The 18225-nt window shown below is 72.4% G+C and carries 16 protein-coding genes; 6 read left to right on the forward strand and 10 right to left on the reverse strand.

Going from position 1 to position 18225, the window contains the following annotated elements; genetic code table 11:
* The first annotated feature begins 23 nt into the window (after positions 1 to 23).
* The 5 genes from htpG (at position 24) to aroC (ending at position 6900) form a co-directional block, all read left to right on the forward strand.
* Positions 24 to 1907 (forward strand): molecular chaperone HtpG, encoded by a 1884-nt coding sequence (gene htpG / locus KA217_06660; protein ID MBP7712133.1) that lies wholly within the window; start codon positions 24 to 26, stop codon positions 1905 to 1907.
* Positions 1900 to 3312, forward strand: a complete 1413-nt coding sequence (rimO, locus tag KA217_06665) for a 30S ribosomal protein S12 methylthiotransferase RimO (GenBank protein MBP7712134.1) — start codon at positions 1900 to 1902, stop codon at positions 3310 to 3312. Before htpG ends, rimO begins: the two co-directional genes overlap by 8 nt.
* A 112-nt stretch (positions 3313 to 3424) precedes the next feature.
* Positions 3425 to 4318, forward strand: a complete 894-nt coding sequence (prmB, locus tag KA217_06670; protein MBP7712135.1) for a 50S ribosomal protein L3 N(5)-glutamine methyltransferase — start codon at positions 3425 to 3427, stop codon at positions 4316 to 4318.
* 46 nt (positions 4319 to 4364) lie between these two features.
* Positions 4365 to 5771 carry an oxygen-independent coproporphyrinogen III oxidase gene (gene hemN, locus KA217_06675; protein MBP7712136.1) on the forward strand — a complete coding sequence of 469 codons (1407 nt, stop codon included), beginning with the start codon at positions 4365 to 4367 and terminating at the stop codon, positions 5769 to 5771.
* A 16-nt stretch (positions 5772 to 5787) separates the two neighbouring features.
* Entirely contained in the window at positions 5788 to 6900 is a 1113-nt protein-coding gene (aroC, locus tag KA217_06680; GenBank protein MBP7712137.1) for a chorismate synthase, read from the forward strand.
* A gap of 27 nt (positions 6901 to 6927) precedes the next feature.
* Here aroC and KA217_06685 read toward each other — a convergent pair whose 3' ends face one another.
* The 3 genes from KA217_06685 to KA217_06695 all read right to left on the reverse strand — a co-directional run bounded on the left by KA217_06685 (position 6928) and on the right by KA217_06695 (position 9822).
* Entirely contained in the window at positions 6928 to 8157 is a 1230-nt protein-coding gene (locus tag KA217_06685) for a hypothetical protein (GenBank protein ID MBP7712138.1), read from the reverse strand.
* A gap of 31 nt (positions 8158 to 8188) precedes the next feature.
* Positions 8189 to 9298 (reverse strand): HAMP domain-containing histidine kinase, encoded by a 1110-nt coding sequence (locus tag KA217_06690; protein MBP7712139.1) that lies wholly within the window; start codon positions 9296 to 9298, stop codon positions 8189 to 8191.
* 125 nt (positions 9299 to 9423) lie between these two features.
* A complete protein-coding gene (locus tag KA217_06695) occupies positions 9424 to 9822 on the reverse strand; it encodes a nitrous oxide-stimulated promoter family protein (GenBank protein ID MBP7712140.1) in 399 nt (132 codons plus the stop codon).
* Here KA217_06695 and KA217_06700 point away from each other — a divergent pair.
* Entirely contained in the window at positions 9790 to 10146 is a 357-nt protein-coding gene (locus KA217_06700; GenBank protein MBP7712141.1) for an acyl-CoA thioesterase, read from the forward strand. The two genes, KA217_06695 and KA217_06700, sit on opposite strands and share 33 nt — an antisense overlap.
* Before the next feature lie 69 nt (positions 10147 to 10215).
* Here the strand turns inward: KA217_06700 and KA217_06705 are convergent, their stop codons facing one another.
* The 7 genes from KA217_06705 to KA217_06735 all read right to left on the reverse strand — a co-directional run bounded on the left by KA217_06705 (position 10216) and on the right by KA217_06735 (position 18097).
* Positions 10216 to 11592: a hypothetical protein gene (locus KA217_06705; protein MBP7712142.1), complete on the reverse strand. Its 1377-nt coding sequence runs from the start codon at positions 11590 to 11592 to the stop codon at positions 10216 to 10218.
* Positions 11589 to 12299 (reverse strand): winged helix-turn-helix domain-containing protein, encoded by a 711-nt coding sequence (locus KA217_06710; GenBank protein MBP7712143.1) that lies wholly within the window; start codon positions 12297 to 12299, stop codon positions 11589 to 11591. The genes KA217_06705 and KA217_06710 overlap by 4 nt, the downstream gene beginning before the upstream one ends.
* 83 nt (positions 12300 to 12382) lie before the next feature.
* Positions 12383 to 12811, reverse strand: coding sequence for a PepSY domain-containing protein (locus KA217_06715; protein MBP7712144.1), 429 nt, complete (start codon positions 12809 to 12811; stop codon positions 12383 to 12385).
* A 70-nt stretch (positions 12812 to 12881) separates the two neighbouring features.
* The gene (locus KA217_06720; GenBank protein MBP7712145.1) at positions 12882 to 13397 is read right to left on the reverse strand and encodes a glycine zipper 2TM domain-containing protein; all 516 of its coding nucleotides are present in this window, start codon (positions 13395 to 13397) and stop codon (positions 12882 to 12884) included.
* Between the two features lie 212 nt (positions 13398 to 13609).
* Entirely contained in the window at positions 13610 to 17059 is a 3450-nt protein-coding gene (mfd, locus tag KA217_06725) for a transcription-repair coupling factor (protein MBP7712146.1), read from the reverse strand.
* Positions 17056 to 17307: a CDGSH iron-sulfur domain-containing protein gene (locus KA217_06730; GenBank protein ID MBP7712147.1), complete on the reverse strand. Its 252-nt coding sequence runs from the start codon at positions 17305 to 17307 to the stop codon at positions 17056 to 17058. Before KA217_06730 ends, mfd begins: the two co-directional genes overlap by 4 nt.
* A 112-nt stretch (positions 17308 to 17419) precedes the next feature.
* Positions 17420 to 18097: an ABC transporter substrate-binding protein gene (locus KA217_06735; GenBank protein ID MBP7712148.1), complete on the reverse strand. Its 678-nt coding sequence runs from the start codon at positions 18095 to 18097 to the stop codon at positions 17420 to 17422.
* Between the last annotated feature and the right edge of the window lie 128 nt (positions 18098 to 18225).

Below are 18225 nucleotides of genomic sequence, written 5' to 3' on the forward strand. Positions count from 1 at the left end.
CCCCCGGGAGGATAGGCACAGCCATGACCGTCGAAGCCCACAAGGAGACCCTCGGGTTTCAAACCGAGGTCCGCCAGCTGCTGGATCTGGTGATCCACTCGCTCTACAGCAACAAGGAGGTGTTCCTGCGCGAGCTCGTCTCGAACGCCTCCGACGCGGCAGACAAGCTGCGTTTCGAGGCGCTGACCGACGACGCCCTCTACGAAGGCCAGGGCGAGCTGCAGATCTGGGTCACCTACGACAAGGAGGCCCGCACCGTAACGGTCCGCGACAACGGCATCGGGATGAGCCGCCAGGAGGTGGTGGACCACATCGGCACCATCGCCCGCTCCGGCACGCGGGCCTTCTTCCAGAGCCTGACCGGAGACCAGGCCAGGGACAGCCAGCTGATCGGCCAGTTCGGGGTCGGGTTCTATTCCGCCTTCATCGTGGCCGACCGCGTCACCCTGACGACGCGCCGGGCCGGGCTCGGGGCGGAGCACGGGGTGCGCTGGGAGTCGACCGGCGGGGGCGAATACACGCTGGAGACCCTGGAGCGGGCGGAGCGGGGCACCGAGGTGGTGCTGCACCTGAGGCCGGACGAGGACGAGTTCCTCGACGGCTGGCGCCTGCGCGCCATCCTGCGCAAGTTCTCCGACCACATCGCGCTCCCGATCCGGATGCCGAAGGAGGGCAACCCGCTGGAGTGGGAGGTGGTGAACCAGGGCACCGCCCTCTGGGCGCGGCCGAAGGCCGAGGTGACCGAGGAGCAGTACCGGGAGTTCTACCCTCACGTCAGCCACGACTTTGGCGAGCCGCTTGCCTGGACCCACAACCGGGTCGAGGGTGCCCTCGAGTACACCTCCCTGCTCTACCTGCCCGCGCGCGCCCCCTTCGACATCTGGGACCGGCGCGAGCGCCACGGCGTGAAGCTCTACGTGCGCCGGGTGTTCATCATGGACGACGCCGAGCAGTTGATGCCGCCCTATCTTCGGTTCGTGCGCGGGGTCATCGACGCCCAGGACCTGCCCCTGAACATCTCCCGGGAGATCCTCCAGCAGAACCGCCAGATCGACTCGATCCGCTCCGGCTCCGTGAAGAAGCTGCTCGGACTGCTCGAGCACCTGGCGAAGGAGGAGCCGGAGAAGTACGCGACGTTCTGGAAGGAGTTCGGCCGGGTGTTCAAGGAGGGCGTGGTCGACGACCCGGTCAACCGGGAGCGCATCGCCGGGCTCCTGCGCTTCGCGTCGACCCGGGGCGAAGGCGAGAAGCCCTCGGTCTCCCTCGGCGACTACGTCGCCCGCATGAAGGAGGGGCAGGACGCCGTCTACTACATCACGGCCGACTCCTATTCCGCCGCCCGCCACAGTCCGCACCTGGAGGTCTTCGAGCAGGAGGGGATCGAGGTGCTGCTCCTCACCGACGGCATCGACGAGTGGGTGGTGAGCAACCTGACCGAGTTCGAGGGCAAGCCCCTGCGCTCGGTGGCGAAGGGGCAGCTCGACCTGGGCAAGCTCCGGGACGAGACGGCCCGGCAGGCGGCCGAGGCGGCCGCGGACGCCCTGAAGCCCCTTGCCGAGCGGGTCAAGGCCGTGCTCGGCGACCGGGTGCAGGAGGTCCGGGTGAGCCAGCGGCTGTTGACCTCTCCCGCGTGCCTGGTGGCGGGAGAGCACGACTTCGGGCGTCACCTGGAGCGCCTCCTGCGGGCCTCGGGCCAGGAACTCCCGGCGGCGCGGCCGGTCCTCGAGCTCAACCCCACCCACCCCCTGGTGAAGCGCCTGGAGCAGGAGACGGGTGACCGGTTCGGCGAGTGGGTGGAGATCCTCTTCGACCAGGCTTTGCTCGCGGAGGGCAGTCAACTGGAGAACCCATCGGCCTTCGTCGGCCGCTTGAACCGCATGCTCCTGGAGCTGAGCGGAGGTGCCTGAGGGGGGTGGGCGCCGCAGGGCGGGGAGGGCGGCGAGGCCCGCCGGGACCGCGCCCCGCGTCGGCTTCGTGAGCCTCGGCTGCCCCAAGGCGACGCGTGACTCGGAGTTGGTCCTCACCCGCCTGCGGGCGGAGGGTTACCGCATCGTGCCGAGCTACGCGGAAGCGGACCTGGTGGTGGTGAACACCTGCGGGTTCATCGACCCCGCGGTGGAGGAGTCGCTCGAGGCCATCGGCGAGGCGCTCGCGGCCAACGGGCGCGTCGTGGTGACGGGCTGCCTCGGCGCCCGCAGCGAGGTCGTCCTCCGGGCGCACCCGGAGGTGCTGGCCGTTACCGGGCCGAACGCCCTCGAGGAGGTGATGGCGGCGGTGCACGCCCACCTCCCGCCCGCCCACGTCCCCTTCGAGCACCTGGTCCCGCCCCAGGGCGTGCGCCTGACTCCGCCTCACTACGCCTACCTGAAGATCTCCGAGGGCTGCAGCCACCGCTGCACCTTCTGCATCATTCCGTCGCTGCGCGGTGACCTGCAGAGCCGCCCGTTCCCGGAGGTGATGCGCGAGGCCGAGACGCTGGTCGCGGCGGGGGTGAAGGAGTTGCTGGTCATCGCCCAGGACACGGGCGCCTACGGGGTGGACGTCCGGCACCGGCGGGAGACCTGGGGAGGGAAGGCGGTGCGCACGCACATCCGGGACCTCGCCGAGGCCCTGGGGGGGCTGGGCGCGTGGGTGCGGCTCCACTACGTCTATCCCTACCCCCACGTGGACGAGCTCGTCACGTTGATGGCCGAGGGGCGGGTCCTGCCCTACCTCGACGTGCCCCTCCAGCACGCGAGCCCACGGGTCCTCCGGGCGATGCGCCGGCCCGCGGACAGCGAGGACGCCCTGGCCCGGATCCAGGCCTGGCGCGCGGAGTGTCCGGAGCTGACCCTGCGCAGCACGTTCGTCGTGGGTTTTCCCGGGGAGACCGAGGAGGAGTTCGAGGAGCTCCTCGCATTCCTGCGCGCGGCGGAGCTCGACCGCGTCGGCTGCTTCGCCTACTCACCGGTGCAGGGTGCGGCGGCCAACGCCCTGCCGGGCGCCGTGCCCGAGCCGGTGCGCGAAGAGCGGCGCCGGCGCCTGATGGAACTGCAGGCCCGGATCAGCGCGGAGCGCCTGGCGCGCCAGGTGGGCCGGACCCTCACCGTCCTCGTGGACGAGGTGGGCGAGGAGGGGGCCGTCGCCCGCAGCGCCGCCGACGCCCCGGAGGTCGACGGTCAGGTCTTCGTCCGGGCGGCGGGGGGGATGCACCCCGGGGAGCTCCACTCCGTGCGGGTGGTGGCGGCCGGCGAGCACGACCTCTGGGCCGAGCCGGCCGTCTCCGGCGCGCCGGGGGCGGGGCCTGACGGGGACGGGCCGCGGGGAGCCTGAGCCCGGCTCGATCTTGATAGACTGCCGCTCCCTGCCGCCGCCCCCTGGCGAGGAGCCTGCCCGTGCCCGGACACCGCTGCCCGTGAACGTCGACACCGAAGAGCGGAACGAACTGATCGGGGAGCTGGTGACCCCCCGGGACTTCGTGCGCTGGGGCGCGAGCCGCTTCAACGAGGCCGGCCTGTTCTTCGGCCACGGCACGGACAACGCCGTGGACGAGGCGAGCCTGCTGGTCCTGCACGCCCTGCACCTGGCGCCCGGGGTCCCGGACGAGCTGATGCGCGCCCGTCTCACGCGCGCCGAGCGGGCGCAGGTGCTGGACCTGCTGCGCCGGAGGATCACGGAGCGAGCTCCGGCCCCGTATCTCACCCACGAGGCGTGGTTCGCGGGGCTCGACTTCTTCGTCGACGAGCGCGTCCTGGTCCCGCGCTCCCTCCTCGGCGAGGTCATCGAGCAGGGTTTCTCGCCCTGGCTCGACGGCGTGACGGTGGACCGCATCCTCGACCTCGGGACGGGCAGCGGTTGCATCGCCGTGGCCTGTGCCCTGGCCTTCCCGGAGGCTGCGGTCGACGCGGTCGACGTCTCGCCGGAGGCGCTCGAGGTCGCCCGGGTCAACGTGGAACGCCACGGGGTGGAGGACCGGGTGCGCCTGTTGCGGTCGGACCTCTACGAGCAGCTCCCGAAGGGGCGCTACTCCCTCATCGTCAGCAACCCGCCCTACGTGGACGCCGAGGAGCTCGCGCACATGCCCGAGGAGTTCCGGCGCGAGCCCCTGGTGGGACTCGCCGCCGGAGAGGACGGGCTCGACGTCGTGCGCCGGATCCTCGCAGGTGCGGCGAAGCGGCTCACCCGGGACGGCGTCCTAGTGGTCGAGGTCGGGGCGAGCCGGCCCGCCCTCGAGAGCGCCTTTGCCGATCTGCCCTTCACCTGGCTCGAGCTGGAGCGGGGGCCGGACGAGGTCTTCCTGCTGACAGGGGCGGAGCTGCGGAATGTGATGCCTGGTTGACTCAGGTCAAACCCCTGCCCAAGCCCCCTCCACTAGCCTTCCGCCCATGTCCGAGTCCCAGCCGGTCCCGTCGGTCACCTTCGATCCGGATCTCATTCGGCGTTACGACCGGTCGGGCCCGCGGTACACCTCCTACCCCACCGCGGTCCAATTCCACTCCGGGTTCAAGGAAGAGAACTACCGGGCCTGGGCGCAGCAGACCAATGAGGAGCCCATCCCGCGGCCGCTGTCGCTCTATTTCCATGTCCCGTTCTGCGACTCGGTCTGCTACTACTGCGGCTGCAACAAGATCGTCACCAAGAACCGCGCCCACGCGGTGCCCTACCTGGAGCGCCTGCACCGGGAGGTCGCGATGCAGGGCGCGCTCTTCGATCGCGATCGCCCCGTGGAGCAGCTCCACTGGGGCGGGGGCACGCCCACCTTCCTCAGCACGGCGCAGATGGAGGAGTTGATGGCGGTCACCCGCCAGCACTTCAACCTGCGCGACGGTGACGAGGGGGAGTACTCCATCGAGATCGACCCGCGCGAGGCGGACGCGGGGACCATCGCGCTGCTGCGCCGGCTCGGCTTCAACCGCATGAGCCTCGGGGTCCAGGACTTCGACCCGCGGGTGCAGAAGGCCGTCAATCGCATCCAGACCTATGAGGAGACGATGGCGGTCCTCAACGCGGCGCGCGACGAGGGCTTCCGTTCCATCAGCGTCGACCTGATCTACGGGCTGCCCTTTCAGTCGGTGGGGAGCTTCAAGGGCACCCTCGACACCGTCATCGAGGCGAGCCCGGACCGCATCTCGGTCTTCAATTACGCCCACCTCCCGGAGCTCTTCAAGACCCAGCGCCAGATCAACGCGAGCGAGCTGCCGTCGCCCGCTGAGAAGCTCGACATCCTCGCCATGTGCATCGAGCGGCTGACCGCGGCCGGCTACGTCTTCATCGGCATGGACCACTTCGCCAAGCCGGACGACGAGCTGGCCGTGGCGCAACGCAGCCGCACGCTCTACCGCAATTTCCAGGGGTACTCGACCCATGCGAACTGCGACCTGGTGGGTCTCGGCATCACCGCGATCGGGATGGTCGGTGAGTCCTACAGCCAGAACGTCAAGACCACCGAGGACTACTACGCCGCGATCGACGCCGGGCACCTGCCCATCCTGCGCGGGGTCGAGCTCACGCCCGACGACCGCCTGCGCCGGCGGGTGATCACGGAGCTCATCTGCCATTACCGCCTGGACTTCGAGCAGATCGAGCGCGAGTACCCGGTGCGCTTCCAGGAGTACTTCGCCCCCGAGCTGCAGGACCTCAAGGGAATGGAGGCCGACGGGCTGCTGACGCTGGACGCCGAGGGGATCCGGGTCGGTCCGCGCGGCAAGCTCCTCATCCGGAACGTCTGCATGACCTTCGACCGCTACCTGCGGGAGAAGGCGACGGTCCAGCGGTTCTCCAAGGTCATCTGACCCTCGCGAGCCTGCGATGTCCGGGAACACCATCGGCAGGCTTTTCACCGTCACCACCTTCGGCGAGAGCCACGGCCCCGCCATCGGCGCCATCGTGGACGGCTGCCCGCCGGGGCTCGAGCTCGGCGAGGCGGACCTGCAGCAGGACCTGGACCGCCGACGCCCGGGAAAGAGCCGCTACACGACCCAGCGCCGGGAGCCCGACGAGGTGCGGATCCTCTCCGGTGTCTTCGAGGGGCGGACCACGGGCACGCCCATCGGACTGCTCATCGAGAACGTCGACCAGCGCTCCCGGGACTACGGGGAGATCGCCGAGCTGTTCCGCCCCGGCCACGCCGATTACACCTATCAACAGAAGTACGGCCTGCGGGACCATCGGGGCGGCGGACGCGCGTCCGCGCGGGAGACGGCTGCGCGGGTGGCGGCCGGGGCGATCGCGAAGAAATACCTCCGGGAGCGGCTTGGCGTGAGCGTGCGCGGCTACGTCGCCCAGTTGGGCCCCATCCAAGCCGAGCGCCTCGACTGGGAGGCGGTGGAGGAGAATCCCTTCTTCTTTCCGGACGCCGGCAAGGTGGCGGAGCTGGAGTCCTACATGGACGCCCTGCGCAAGGAGGGCGACTCGGTGGGCGCCCGGGTGACGGTGGTGGCCGCTGGAGTCCCGCCGGGACTCGGGGAGCCCGTGTTCGATCGGCTGGACGCCGACTTGGCCCACGCGCTGATGGGCATCAACGCGGTGAAGGGGGTCGAGATCGGTGCGGGCTTCGCGAGTGTCGAGCAGAAGGGCTCGCGGCACCGCGACCCCATCACGCCCGGGGGGTTCCTGTCCAACCGCGCCGGAGGGGTTCTCGGCGGGATCTCCTCGGGTCAGGACATCGTCGCCAGCATCGCCCTGAAGCCCACCTCGAGCATCCGGCTCCCGGAACGCACCGTGAACCTGCGCGGGGAGCCTGCCGAGGTGGTGGTCCGCGGCCGCCACGACCCTTGCGTCGGGATCCGCGCGACGCCGATCGCCGAGGCGATGGTGGCCATCGTCCTGATGGACCACTGGCTGCGGCACCGGGGCCAGAACGGGGACGTGCGCTCGCCGACGCCCGTCATTCCCGCCCGGGGCGAGCCGCCCGCCGGCTGACCGCGCTTCGCCTCGGCCCGCTTCGCCTCAGCCCGAGCCCCGCAGGCGCAGGGTCAGGCGCTCGACCTCGCGGCGCATGGCGAGGTTCTCGAAGGCCCTCGGTGGCTGGACCTGCACCTGGCGCAGGGTCTCCACCAGGCGCCGCGCCGAGGCCATCATGCCGACCAGCTCGCCGGAGACCTTCACCGTCTCGTAGGTGTTCGTCGCGACGGCGATGTCGTGTGCCAGGCGCTCGCGCGCGCCCACCAGCTGACGGCGCTGGTCGAGGAGGTACGAGCGGTAGGCCGTCGCGGCCCGCACGGTGAGCTGCTGTGCCTCCAGGTTGGCCGCGAGTGTCGTCGCGTGCTCCCCGAGGCGGCGCTTGAGCGCACGGGTCTCGCGCATCAGCTCGAGGGTGCGCTCCACGACCGCCTCGATCGCGCGCACGTAGCGCGTGTCCAGGGCCTCGACCAGCTGCCCGTGCAAGCGGTCCAGGGCGCGCAGGAGCAGGCTGTACATGCCGTAGTACCGGCGTGCGGACTCGATGTCCTCGTGGCTCTCGCCGACCAGGCGCTCGAGCTGACCGGTGATCTGGCGCACGTTGTCGAAGGCGAGCGCCATGCCGACCAGGTCGTCGCCCACCACGGTCGTGAGCAGGACGTCCAGGGCCGGCCCGTCGAGCGTCAGGCCGAGCTCCCGCAGCTCCCGGGCGAAACCCTCCCTCTCCTCGGCCAGTGCGTCCTCGGCCGCCTGGATCCGGCGCTCGAGGCCCCGCGCCTCCGCCTCGTAGCGCGAGGCGGTGCGGCGCCAGAGGGAGCGCTCCGGGGCGCTGATCCGCTGCTGACGGCACTCTGCCAGGCGGGTCCGGTACCAGCGGGTGGTGAGCTCCAGCTCCCGCACGCGTTCCCGGTGCCCGAGCCCCCCTCCGCCAGCCAGCAGGCTCGCGGCCTGGTCGAGCAGGGCGTCCGCCGCCCCCGGGCCGGGGGTGCCTGGCAGCGCCCGTGCCGGTGCGGCAAACGGCTTGCGCCGCCCCCGGTCGTGCTGCCCGAGGGCCCGCTCCAGGCGCGGCAGCAGCGCGTCCCAGAGGCCCGCGAAGTCCAGGCGCTCCCGGTCGGGCAGGCCCAGTCTCTTGCGGAGCCCCGCCCAGGAGCCCGCCAGCGCCACGCGGGGGAGACTGGGCGGCCCGGCACCCTCGGGCCGCGTGCGCGCCAGCGCCCGCACCCCGCGGTCGCAGAGGGGCAGGTCCGGGCACAGGGAGGCGGGGAGAAGCGTGCGCAAGGTTCCAGGCTCCGGTGGTCAGGAATTCAATCTACGGCCCGAATGGCCCCTGGTTCAAGGTTGGCGCCCGGGGCAGGGTGAACCCGTAGCTCGTCGGCAGCCCCGGGGCGAGGGTGACCGCGAGCTCCCCCCCGTGCAGTTCGGCGATGCGCCTCGCGATGGCGATGTCCAACCCCTCGCCCGTCGCCGCATCGGTCCCCTTCGCCTGCGGGACGGACGGGGGCGCGTACAGGCTCTCGCTCGCCAGGTCGGCCTCGACCTGGCGGACTTGAGCGCGCACCCCCTCGGGCGCGTCCTGGAGTACGACCCGCACGCGGGTCCCCGCGGGGCAGTGGCGCAGGCAGTAGTCGAGCAGCCGCGACAGCCCCTCGGCCACCAAGTCGTGGTCGGCGTCGACCATCGGCAGATCCGCCTGCGCGCGCACCTCGAGGTCCACCCCGAGCCGCGCCGCCTGGGGCCGCAACCTCTGGACGATGCCCTGCGCCAGCGTGTCGAGCTCGAACGCCTGGGCGCGGGTCTCCATCCCGGGGGTGTGGAGCCTCGCGAGCACCTCGGCGCCCGCGGCCAGGCGCATGACCTGCTCGATGTTCTGGACCGCGGCGTCCAGGACCGCCTGCCGCGCGTGGGGGGCCAGGGGGGCGTGGGGTCGGGACAGTTCACCCAGGCCCGCCTGAAGGGCCATCAGCGGGGGGTGGATCTCCCTGGACACGTGCAGCAGCGTCGCCTGCATCCGGGCCAGTGCGCTGCCCTCGCCCGCATCACGCCAGAAGCGCTCGACCATCTCCCGGCAGGCCCGCTCGATGCTAAATACCTCCGCGCTCACCGGCGCGGGGGACGGGGGTGGCGGGCGGCGATACCCGCCCTGGCGGACCTCGGCCATCGAGCGGGACAGGGCGCGCAGGGGCCGGGTCAGGAGCCACGTGGCGAGGAGGGACAGCGCGAGCGCCACGCCGAGGGTGACCAGCAGGGCAGCCCGCGAGGGTGGGGAGGCGGGTAGGGCCACGAGGGCCGCGAGGAGCCCAAAGAGCGCCAGGGAGAGCGCGGCGAGCTGGCCGTAGACCGAGCCGAGCAGCCCCTGGATCCTGCGGCAGGGACAGCGCCAGCGCCGCCCCTGCGTGCCCCGCCTCGCCCTCTGGTGCACTGCCTCCTCCGCTCTCGGACGCCCCTCGATGAGAGCCCTTCCCTGGGGGTCGGCGTCCCCGGACGCCAGGGTCCTCCGCTGGTAAAGACTAGTTTAGATTAGCTGGATTAGCTGGATTAGCTGGATTAGCTGGGCCGTGGCGGCCGTTTGCGGGGCCATTCCGGAACGGGGCGCAAGCCATCGAAGAGGTGCCGCAGGGCAAGCCAGGGGTGGCGCAAGAGCATCCGCGGCCCCGCGTAGCGCATGACCTCGCGCACGCGGTCGCGCATCGCGGGGGCGTAACAGTGCACCGGGCAGCGGTTGCAGGTCGGCTTGTCCGCGCCGAACGGGCAATGCTGGAGCCGCTTGCCCGCATAGGCCACCAGGCTCTCGCAGTCGGCACAGAGCCCCCGGGATTGCCCGTGGTGGTCGTGGCAGTACACTTGAGCCATGGCGGCGATGGTCCTGAGCTCGCGCGCCAGACGCGGCGAACGGTAAGGAGGCCCCTGCGCGTGGAAAACTTTCGGCTGGTCCTGCCCGAGCATCTGAATCACTTCGGCTACCTGTTCGGCGGGCACATGTTGCTCTGGGTGGACGAGATCTCCTGGATCGCGGCCAGCCTCGACTACCCGGGCTGCCGCTTCGTGACCATCGGCATGGACCGGGTGGAGTTCCGGCGGCCGGTGCGCGAGGGCGCCATCCTGCGCTTCGCGGTCGAGCGGGCATCGGTGGGCCGCACCTCGGTGCAATATACCGTCAACGTGTTCTCCGACGACATCGCGAGTGGCCGGGAAGAGCGGGTGTTCTCCACCCACGTCACCTTCGTCCGCCTGGACGAGGAGGGTCACAAGACGCTGTTGCCTGGCTGACCGGGGGCGAGGGCCGGGGAGGGCTCCAGTGCAGCCCGGCGAGCCCTGCGGCCACCCGCACCGCCCGGACTAGGGGTCTTCGACCGCAGCGGGCGAAGGCAGGTGGACTCGCGCCTCGAGGCCCCCCGCAGGGCGGTTGGTGAGCTCCAGGCGGCCGCCGTACGCGGATTCCACGATGTCCCGGACGACCGCCAGCCCGATCCCCTGGCCGGGTGTGCCGGGGTCGGCGCGGACCCCGCGGGTCGCGATCCGGGGCAGTTCCCCGGCCGGGATCCCGGGACCGTCGTCCTCGACCGTGAGCTCCGTGCCGTCCGGCGGGCTCACCCGGGCGCTCACCCGCACGCGGCCCCGGGCCCACTTGGCAGCGTTGTCGAGGAGGTTGCCCAACACCTCCATCAGGTCACCCTCGTCGCCCGCGAGCCGCAGGTCCTCCGGTACCTCCACCTGGAAGCTCAGCGCACGCCCGGCGTGCACCTTGGCCACCGAGGCGGCGACCCGCCGCACCAGGGGGGCCAGGGCGACGGAGGCGGTGAGCGGAGCCCGGCCCGTCGCTGCAGCCCGCCGCAGCTGGTAGTCCACCACCGTGGCCATCCGCTCCACCTGGTCGTGGACGCTCGCCCGGAGCTCGGGCGGCGGGGCCTCCCTCTCCAGGGCCCCCTGGAGCAGGGCCAGCGGCGTCTTCAGGCTGTGCGCCAGGTCGGCGAGGGCGTTCCGGTGTCGCTCGAGCTGGGATCGCCCGTGGGCGAGGAGGGCGTTCAGGCGGTCGGTGAGGGGGCGGAGCTCCCCCGGGTAGTGCCCGCTCAGGCCCTCCTGGCGCCCCGCCTCCACGGCGGCCACTTCGTGCACCACCCGCCGCAGGGGCGCGAGCCCCCAGCGCAGCACCAGCCCTTGCACGGCGAGCAGGCCGAGGCCGGCAGCGGCGAGCCAGCCCCACAGGCTCTGCCGGAAGCGGGCCACCTCGGCCTCCAGGGTGGCGCGGCTCTCCGCGACGCGGAAGGTGTAGCGCTCGTCGCGACCCGGCGCGAGCTCCCACACCACGCCGAGGGAGAGGGTGAGGAGGGCCGCCCCGTCCGAGCTCACGGTCTCCCGCAGCTCCGGATGCCCGGGCGGCGGCGGGGCGGGGAAGGGGACATCGAGTCCGAGGGCCGACCAGGAGCGCCAGAGCACCTCGCCTTCGCCGTCCACCACTTCGGCGTAGAGTCCGGAGCCGGGGGTCGCGAGCCGCGCGTCCGGGAGCACCTCGGGCACACTCAGGCCCAGCTCGGCGTCCAGGTCGGCCACCCCGAGCAGGAGGTACAGCTCGGCCTGCAAGCGGTCCCGTGCCGCGGCCTCGGCGCTCTGGCGAAAGCCGCGGTCGAGCGCGGCGCCGGTCAGTCCGAGGAAGGCGGTCAGCACGACCCCCGCCGCGACGAGGAGGCGGGTGTGCAGGGAGAGGGGCCGCCTCACACGCCCTCCGGAGCCCGGGCGGGAGGCGGGAGAGCGCTCTCGCACCGGAACCGGTATCCCCTCCCGCGCAGGGTCTCGATGGGGTCGAGCGCCCCTTCGGGGTCGAGCTTCCGCCGCAACCGGCCCACCAGCACCTCGAGGACGTTGCTGTCGCGGTCGGCGTCCTCGTCGTAGAGGTGCTCGGTCAGCGCGGTCTTGGAGACCAACTCGCCCGCGTGCAGCATCAGGTAGTGGAGCAGCCGGTACTCGAACGCGGTGAGGGCCACGAGTTGGCCGGAGACGGTGAGGGCCTGCGCGGCGGTGTCCAGGGCGACCGGGCCGCAGTTCAGCACGGGGCTCGCCCAGCCGGCGGAGCGGCGCAGGAGCGCCGCGAGGCGGGCCAGGAGCTCCTCCATCTGGAACGGCTTGACCAGATAGTCGTCCGCGCCGGCCTCGAGTCCCTCCACCTTGTCCTGCCAGCGGCCGCGCGCGGTGAGGATGAGGACGGGAAAACGCAGGTCGCCCCGGCGCCACCCTCGGATCAGGTCGAGACCCGAGCCGTCGGGGAGTCCGAGGTCCACCACGGCCACGTCGACGAGGTACTCACTGGCGAAGAACTGGGCGTCGCGGGCGGTTCCAGCGGCGTCCACGGCGTAGCCGGCCCCACGCAGGCGCCCCGCCAACTGGTTGCGCAGTCCGGCCTCGTCCTCGACCACGAGTGCGCGCATGGGGAGCGTGCGGTCCGCTCGCCGTCAGCGCCTGGCCGGCGGGGCCGACGGGCCTGGGGAGAAACGCGGCGGTGGCCTTCGCGTCACTCGACCACCTCACCGGTCCGGGCGTCGATCCGGAGCACCCGGACGCGCCCCCCCTCGGTGATTACCTTGACCCGGTACTCCGGGGCCTCACCCCCGATGCCGAGCACGCGCCCGCCGCTCGCCCGCCCGGCTGCCCTGGCTGCCTGGTCGGGGCCGACGTCCCCCGACTGCTGGCGCGGCGGAGGTCGGCCGGAAAACGTCCGCCCCGACGGGTAGCCACGGGACTCGGCGGGCGGCGTCTCCCAGCGCGTGCGCGGCGGGGGCTGGTCCCCGCGGTCGCGGCCGGGCGGGCGGGCGGGCATTTCGCCGCCGCGGTCACGCCCGGGTGGTGTGAAGCGTGGGTCGGGCTCGGGAGGGCGCGCGCTCACGTCCCCCGAGGCCAGGGCGAGGGCCAGGGCGAACAGGGCGGGGAGGGCAGGGAGCATGGCCGCGTCGATTCAGGGTGGAGCCCCCGGAGGGGTCGTTCTGCCGGCCGGGGGCCCCCCCGAGCCTGGCTCAGCGATGATACCTCGCCCTTGGAGCCCAGTGGGGCGCCGGGCGCACGACGACGCGGGGCTCGGCGACCACCGCGTCGTACTCGGAGTAGACGGTCCGGCACCGGCGCTCGACGACCGCGACGGTGTCCCCTTCCCTGCTACGGGGCGTGAGGTCCTGGCCGATGGACGCCCCGAGCAGCGCGCCGGCCATCGTCGCGACGCCCTGGCTGCGGCCCGAGCCGACCTCGTGGCCGGCCACACCGCCCAGGATGCCGCCCAGGATGGTGGGCGTCGCGCTCTCGGCGCGCCCGCTCGCCGGGTAATGCACGACCTCGTCCCAGCACTCCTGCCGCGGCTCCCGCACCCGCACCACGGGCGCGGGGGCCAGGTCCACGACGTAGGGGCGGTAGGCCGGCCGTGCGATCGCCACCGGCCCGCCGAGCACCACCACGGGGCGGCCGCGGTCCGCCTGCGCGGCGGGTGCGGTCAGAGTCAGGCAAAGGCCTGCGGTCACTACTGCCGTCCAACGCTTCATGGCGTGTCCTCCGTCGGGTCTCATGGGGCGTGACGGTAACGGCACGGCGCTGAACGGCGCCTGAACGGTCAGACTTCGGCAGGTGCCCGGTGTGGCCCCGCGGGACACGCCGCAAGTACATCCCTGTAGGCTCGTCTGCCGCCGTCCCTGGCGTCAGACGGTCCCGCGGGGCCGCACCGGGCACCTGCCGCGAGCGGCCCGACCCGCCGGCCTCAGCGTGCCCCGAGCCGGTCGAGGAGCGTGGACAGGGCCCACACCCGGGACTCGGCGTCGGGCAGGTCCGTGGTCACCCGGATGCGGTCGCCCCCCTCCAGGCGGTAGCGGCTGGGCTCCTTCTGGATGAGCTGAATGACCCTTGCCGGGTCGACGCTCGGCTGCGGGCCGAAGGCGACCCGCCCCCCCCGCGGTCCGAGGTCGACCTTGCGCACCCCGAGCGGGGTCGCGCGCAGCTTCAGCTCGGTCGCCCTGAACAGGACCCGGGTCGGCTCCGGCAGAAGGCCGAAGCGGTCGATCATCTCGGCCTGGAGGTCGCGCAACTGCTCGCTGTCCCTTGCGCTGGCGATGCGCTTGTAGAGGATCAGGCGCCCGTGCACGTCCGGCAGGTAGTCCTCGGGGATGAGCGCAGGGACGTGCAGGTCGACCTCGGTTCCGTGGTCCAGGGGGCGGTCGAGCTCCGGGCTCCTGCCGGCCTTCAGCGCCGCGACCGCGCGCTCCAGCAGTTCGGTGTAGAGGGCGTAGCCCACCTCCTGCATCTGCCCGCTCTGCTCGTGGCCGAGGAGCTCCCCGGCGCCCCGGATCTCCAGGTCGTGCGTGGCGAGGGTGAAGCCGATCCCCAGGTCTTCGAGGGACTCGATGGCCTCGAGGCGCTTCACCGCGTCGGCGGTCATGGCCTTCGGGTGGGGCGTGACCAGGTAGGCATAGGCCCGGTGGTGCGAGCGCCCCACTCGCCCGCGCAACTGGTGCAGCTGGGCCAGGCCGAAACGGTCCGCGCGGTTCACCACGATGGTGTTGGCGTTCGGCACGTCGATGCCGGTCTCGATGATGGTGGTGCAGACCAGCACGTTGAAGCGGCGGTGGTAGAAGTCGAGCATCACCTGCTCGAGCTCCCGCTCGCGCATCTGTCCGTGCGCGACGCGCAGGTGCGCCTCGGGGAGCAACTCCGCCACCTCCCGCGCGGTCTTCTCGATGGTCTCCACCTCGTTGTGGACGAAGAAGACCTGCCCCCCGCGCTTGAGCTCGCGCAGGCAGGCCTCGCGCAGCAGGCGGTCGTCCCAGGTGTGGACGAAGGTCTTGATGGAGAGCCGGCGGGCGGGAGGCGTGGCGATGAGCGAGAGGTCGCGCAGCCCCGAGAGGGCCATGTGCAGGGTGCGCGGGATCGGGGTCGCGGTCAGGGTCAGCACGTCCACCTCGGCGCGCAGGGACTTGAACCGCTCCTTGTGCCGCACGCCGAAGCGGTGCTCCTCGTCGATGACCACGAGCCCCAGGCGCTTGAAGGCGAGCCCGTCCTGCAGGAGCTTGTGGGTGCCGATGATGACGTCGACCTTGCCCTCGCCCAGGTCGCGGATGGTCGCGTCGAGCTCCTTCTTCGTTCGAAAACGCGAGAGCTGCTCGATCCGCACCGGCCAGTCCGCGAAGCGGTCCTGGAAGCTCTGGTAGTGCTGCTGGGCGAGCAGGGTGGTGGGCACCAGCACCGCGACCTGCCAGCCGTCCTGCACCGCGACGAAGGCGGCGCGCATGGCCACCTCCGTCTTGCCGAAGCCCACGTCCCCGCACACGAGCCGGTCCATCGGCCGCCCGCTGGTCATGTCGGCGACCACTGCGTCGATGGCGGCCTGCTGGTCGGCGGTCTCCTCGAAGGGGAAGGCCTGGGCGAAGGCCTCGTAGGCGAGGGGGTCGAGGTGGAACCGGTGCCCCTGGCGCGCGGCGCGCCGGGCGTGCAGCTCCAGCAGCTCGGCGGCGACGTCGTAGGCCTGCTCGGCAGCCTTGCGCCGGGCCTTCTCCCACTGGCCGCTGCCCAGCTTGTGGAGCGGGGCCAGGTCCGGGTCCGCGCCGCTGTACCGGCTCACGAGATGCAGGGAGGAGACGGGGACGTAGAGCAGGTCTCCGTCGGCGTACTCCAGGGTCAGGAACTCCGTCGTCAGCTCGCCGACGGTGAGGGTCCGCAGTCCGCGGTAGCGCCCGACCCCGTGCTGCTCGTGCACCACCGGCGCGCCGAGGCTGAGCTCGGTGAGGTCGCGGATGAGGGCCTCGGGGTCGCGGGTGGGGGCGGCGCGGCGCCGGCGCTGCAGGACCCGCTCACCGAAGAGCTGGGCCTCGGTGATGACCGCGATGGGCGGCTCGTCCATGAGGGTGCCCGCCTCGAGCGTCGCCACGGCGAGGGCGAACGGGGCGGAGCTCCCCAGGAAGCCCGCCCAGCCGGGGGCGAGGACGGGGTGCAGGCCGTGGCCGCGTAGCAGGTCCAGCAGGGTCTCGCGCCGGCCGGCGGACTCCGCCACGAGCAGCGTGCGGCCCGGGAACTCGGAGAGGAAGCCCCGCAGCGCCGCGAGGGGGTCGTCCGCGCGGGCGTCGACCGGCAGCCTCGGCGCGGGCCGGGTCCCGTAGTGGGGGACGCGCTCCGAGGGCTCGCCCCCCGCCAGCGTGACCTGGGGCAGGGGCTTCAGGGCCGCGAAGACCTCCTGGGGCTGCAGGAACAGGTCCTGCGGCGGGAGGAGCGGTCGTTCCCGGTCGTGCCGGCCCTGCTCGTAGCGCTCGTGCACCTCGCGCCAGAACCCCTCCGCTGCCCCCGGGAGGCCCTCCAGGCCCACGGCGAGCGTGTCGGCCGGGAGATAGTCGAAGAGGGTGTCGGTGCGCTCGAAGAACAGGGGCAGGTAGTACTCGATTCCCCCCGGGGCGAGTCCGCGGGAGACGTCGCGGTAGACGGGACAACTGCTCGGGTCGCCGGCGAAACGCTCGCGCCAGGCCTGGCGGAAGCGGCCGACGCCGTCCTCGTCCAGGGGGATCTCCCGGGCCGGGAGCAGCCGGACCGCGTCCACCTTCTCGGTGGTGCGCTGGGTCTCGGGGTCGAAGGTGCGCAGACTGTCGATGCGGTCGTCGAGCAGGTCGATGCGGTAGGGGACGGGGCTGCCCATGGGGAAGAGGTCGACCAGGGAGCCGCGCACTGCGAACTCCCCGTGCTCCATCACCTGCCCGACGCAGCGGTAGCCCGAGGCCTCCAGGCGCATGCGCAGGCGCTCCACGTCCAGGCGCTCGCGCACGTCCAGGACCAGGCTCCGGCCCTCCAGGTGCGTGCGCGGGGCGATCCGGGCCATCGCGGTGGCCGCGGTGACGAGCACCACGCCGCCCCGCACGGCCGGCAACCGGTGGAGTGCGGAGAGGCGCTCGGAGACGATGTCCTGGTGGGGGGAGAACAGGTCGTAGGGCAGGGTCTCCCAGTCCGGGAAGCGGAGCAGGGGCCGGTCCGTCTCACCCGCGAGGAAGAACCGCAGGTCCTCTTCCAGGCGATCGGCGGCGGCCGCGTCCGGCGCCAGGACGAGGATCGGCCCGCCCCGGCTTGCGGCCGCCCGGGAGACGGCCAAGCCGATGGCGGAGCCGTGCAGCCCCGCCCACCGCACCCGGTCTCCGGGACCGCGGGGGAGCAGCGGCGAAAGGGGACTGGCGCTCAGGCCGGCTGCTTCGGAAGGGTCTTGTGGGCACCGTCGCAGAAGGGCGGGCTCGCCGTGCGCCGGCACCCGCAGAGCCAGACCCTGGTCTTCTCGGCCAGGCGGAAGGGCATGGGGGCGAGCCCGGTGCCCTGGTGGGAGCCGTCGCAGAAGGGCTGGCTCCCGGACCTGCCGCAGGCGCACCACCAGTGCTCGCCGGCCTCGAGTTCCAGCGCATAGGGGAAGTTCTGGGTGGATACCGGCTCGGACATGGCGTGCTCCTGGTGGGGCCAGGGCGAGGTCACCCTGGCCCCCGGTTCTTCGCGGAACGCGGACCGGGACCCCTCGCGGGGTCCCTTGCGCGTCCCCCGGGTGCCTGCGTGACTACCGGCAGCAGGCCTCGATGCTGCCCCTGCGGGCGACTTCGTTGAAGAAGGTCCGGTAGTAGGAGACCGCGCTGGTGCCGTTGGCCGTCGCGTCGAAGATCTTCCATCCACTGCGGCTCGGGTAGAAGCGGAACTCGAGGCGCACGGGATAGGCGCCCCGGGTCTGGGGCGTGACGCGGGCGGTCACGACCACCTCGTTGCCGTAGCCCCGGCTGCGGGCCGGGAAGACGTCGACCTGGGGCTTCGGCTGGGTGTAGGCCCCGAGGTTGCGGGCGAGCGCGGCGAAGAACATGGCCTGGAGCTTGCCGGCGAACTTCGCCTTCTGCTCCTCGTCCATCTGGGCGTACAGCGCGCCGCCGGCCCAGCGTGCCATGTAGTCGAAGTCGAAGTACGGGCTGATCTCCTTCTCCAGGAAGGCCTGGGTCTCCTCGGGGCTCGCCTCGCCCCGGGCGAGGAAGCCCTCGAGCCGGTCGATGCCCGAGCGCAGGATCTGGTCCGGCGTGGCGGCGACGAAGTCCGGCAGGTCCGGGCGCTGGGGCGCGGCATAGGCGCCGGCCGCCGGCCCTGCCTGACCCATCACGGGGCCGGTGGCGTGAGGGTAGAAGTGGGGGTTGGTCTGTGCCTGGGCCGCCGTCGCGGCGGCCAGGGTGATCGCGGCCAGCCAGACTTTCTTCATGTCTCTCTCCCGAGTGAGCGAACGGAAACGACTTGGATTGATTGGCGCCGGGCAGAGGCCCTGCCGGCGCGGGCCGAGCGGTCGCCGACCGGCGGCCCGAATGGAAGCGGTGCCGGGTGAGGCGGTCG

The organism is Gammaproteobacteria bacterium (assembly GCA_017999615.1).
Classification (GTDB): Bacteria; Pseudomonadota; Gammaproteobacteria; order JAABTG01; family JAABTG01; genus JAGNLM01.

Coding starts and splice junctions, on each gene's coding strand:
- htpG (MBP7712133.1), top strand. CDS start 24: ATGACCGTCGAAGCCCACAAGGAGACCCTCGGGTTTCAAACCGAGGTC.
- hemN (MBP7712136.1), top strand. CDS start 4,365: ATGTCCGAGTCCCAGCCGGTCCCGTCGGTCACCTTCGATCCGGATCTC.
- aroC (MBP7712137.1), top strand. CDS start 5,788: ATGTCCGGGAACACCATCGGCAGGCTTTTCACCGTCACCACCTTCGGC.
- KA217_06695 (MBP7712140.1), bottom strand. CDS start 9,822: ATGCTCGGGCAGGACCAGCCGAAAGTTTTCCACGCGCAGGGGCCTCCT.
- KA217_06710 (MBP7712143.1), bottom strand. CDS start 12,299: ATGCGCGCACTCGTGGTCGAGGACGAGGCCGGACTGCGCAACCAGTTG.
- KA217_06715 (MBP7712144.1), bottom strand. CDS start 12,811: ATGCTCCCTGCCCTCCCCGCCCTGTTCGCCCTGGCCCTCGCCCTGGCC.
- KA217_06720 (MBP7712145.1), bottom strand. CDS start 13,397: ATGAAGCGTTGGACGGCAGTAGTGACCGCAGGCCTTTGCCTGACTCTG.
- KA217_06730 (MBP7712147.1), bottom strand. CDS start 17,307: ATGTCCGAGCCGGTATCCACCCAGAACTTCCCCTATGCGCTGGAACTC.
- KA217_06735 (MBP7712148.1), bottom strand. CDS start 18,097: ATGAAGAAAGTCTGGCTGGCCGCGATCACCCTGGCCGCCGCGACGGCG.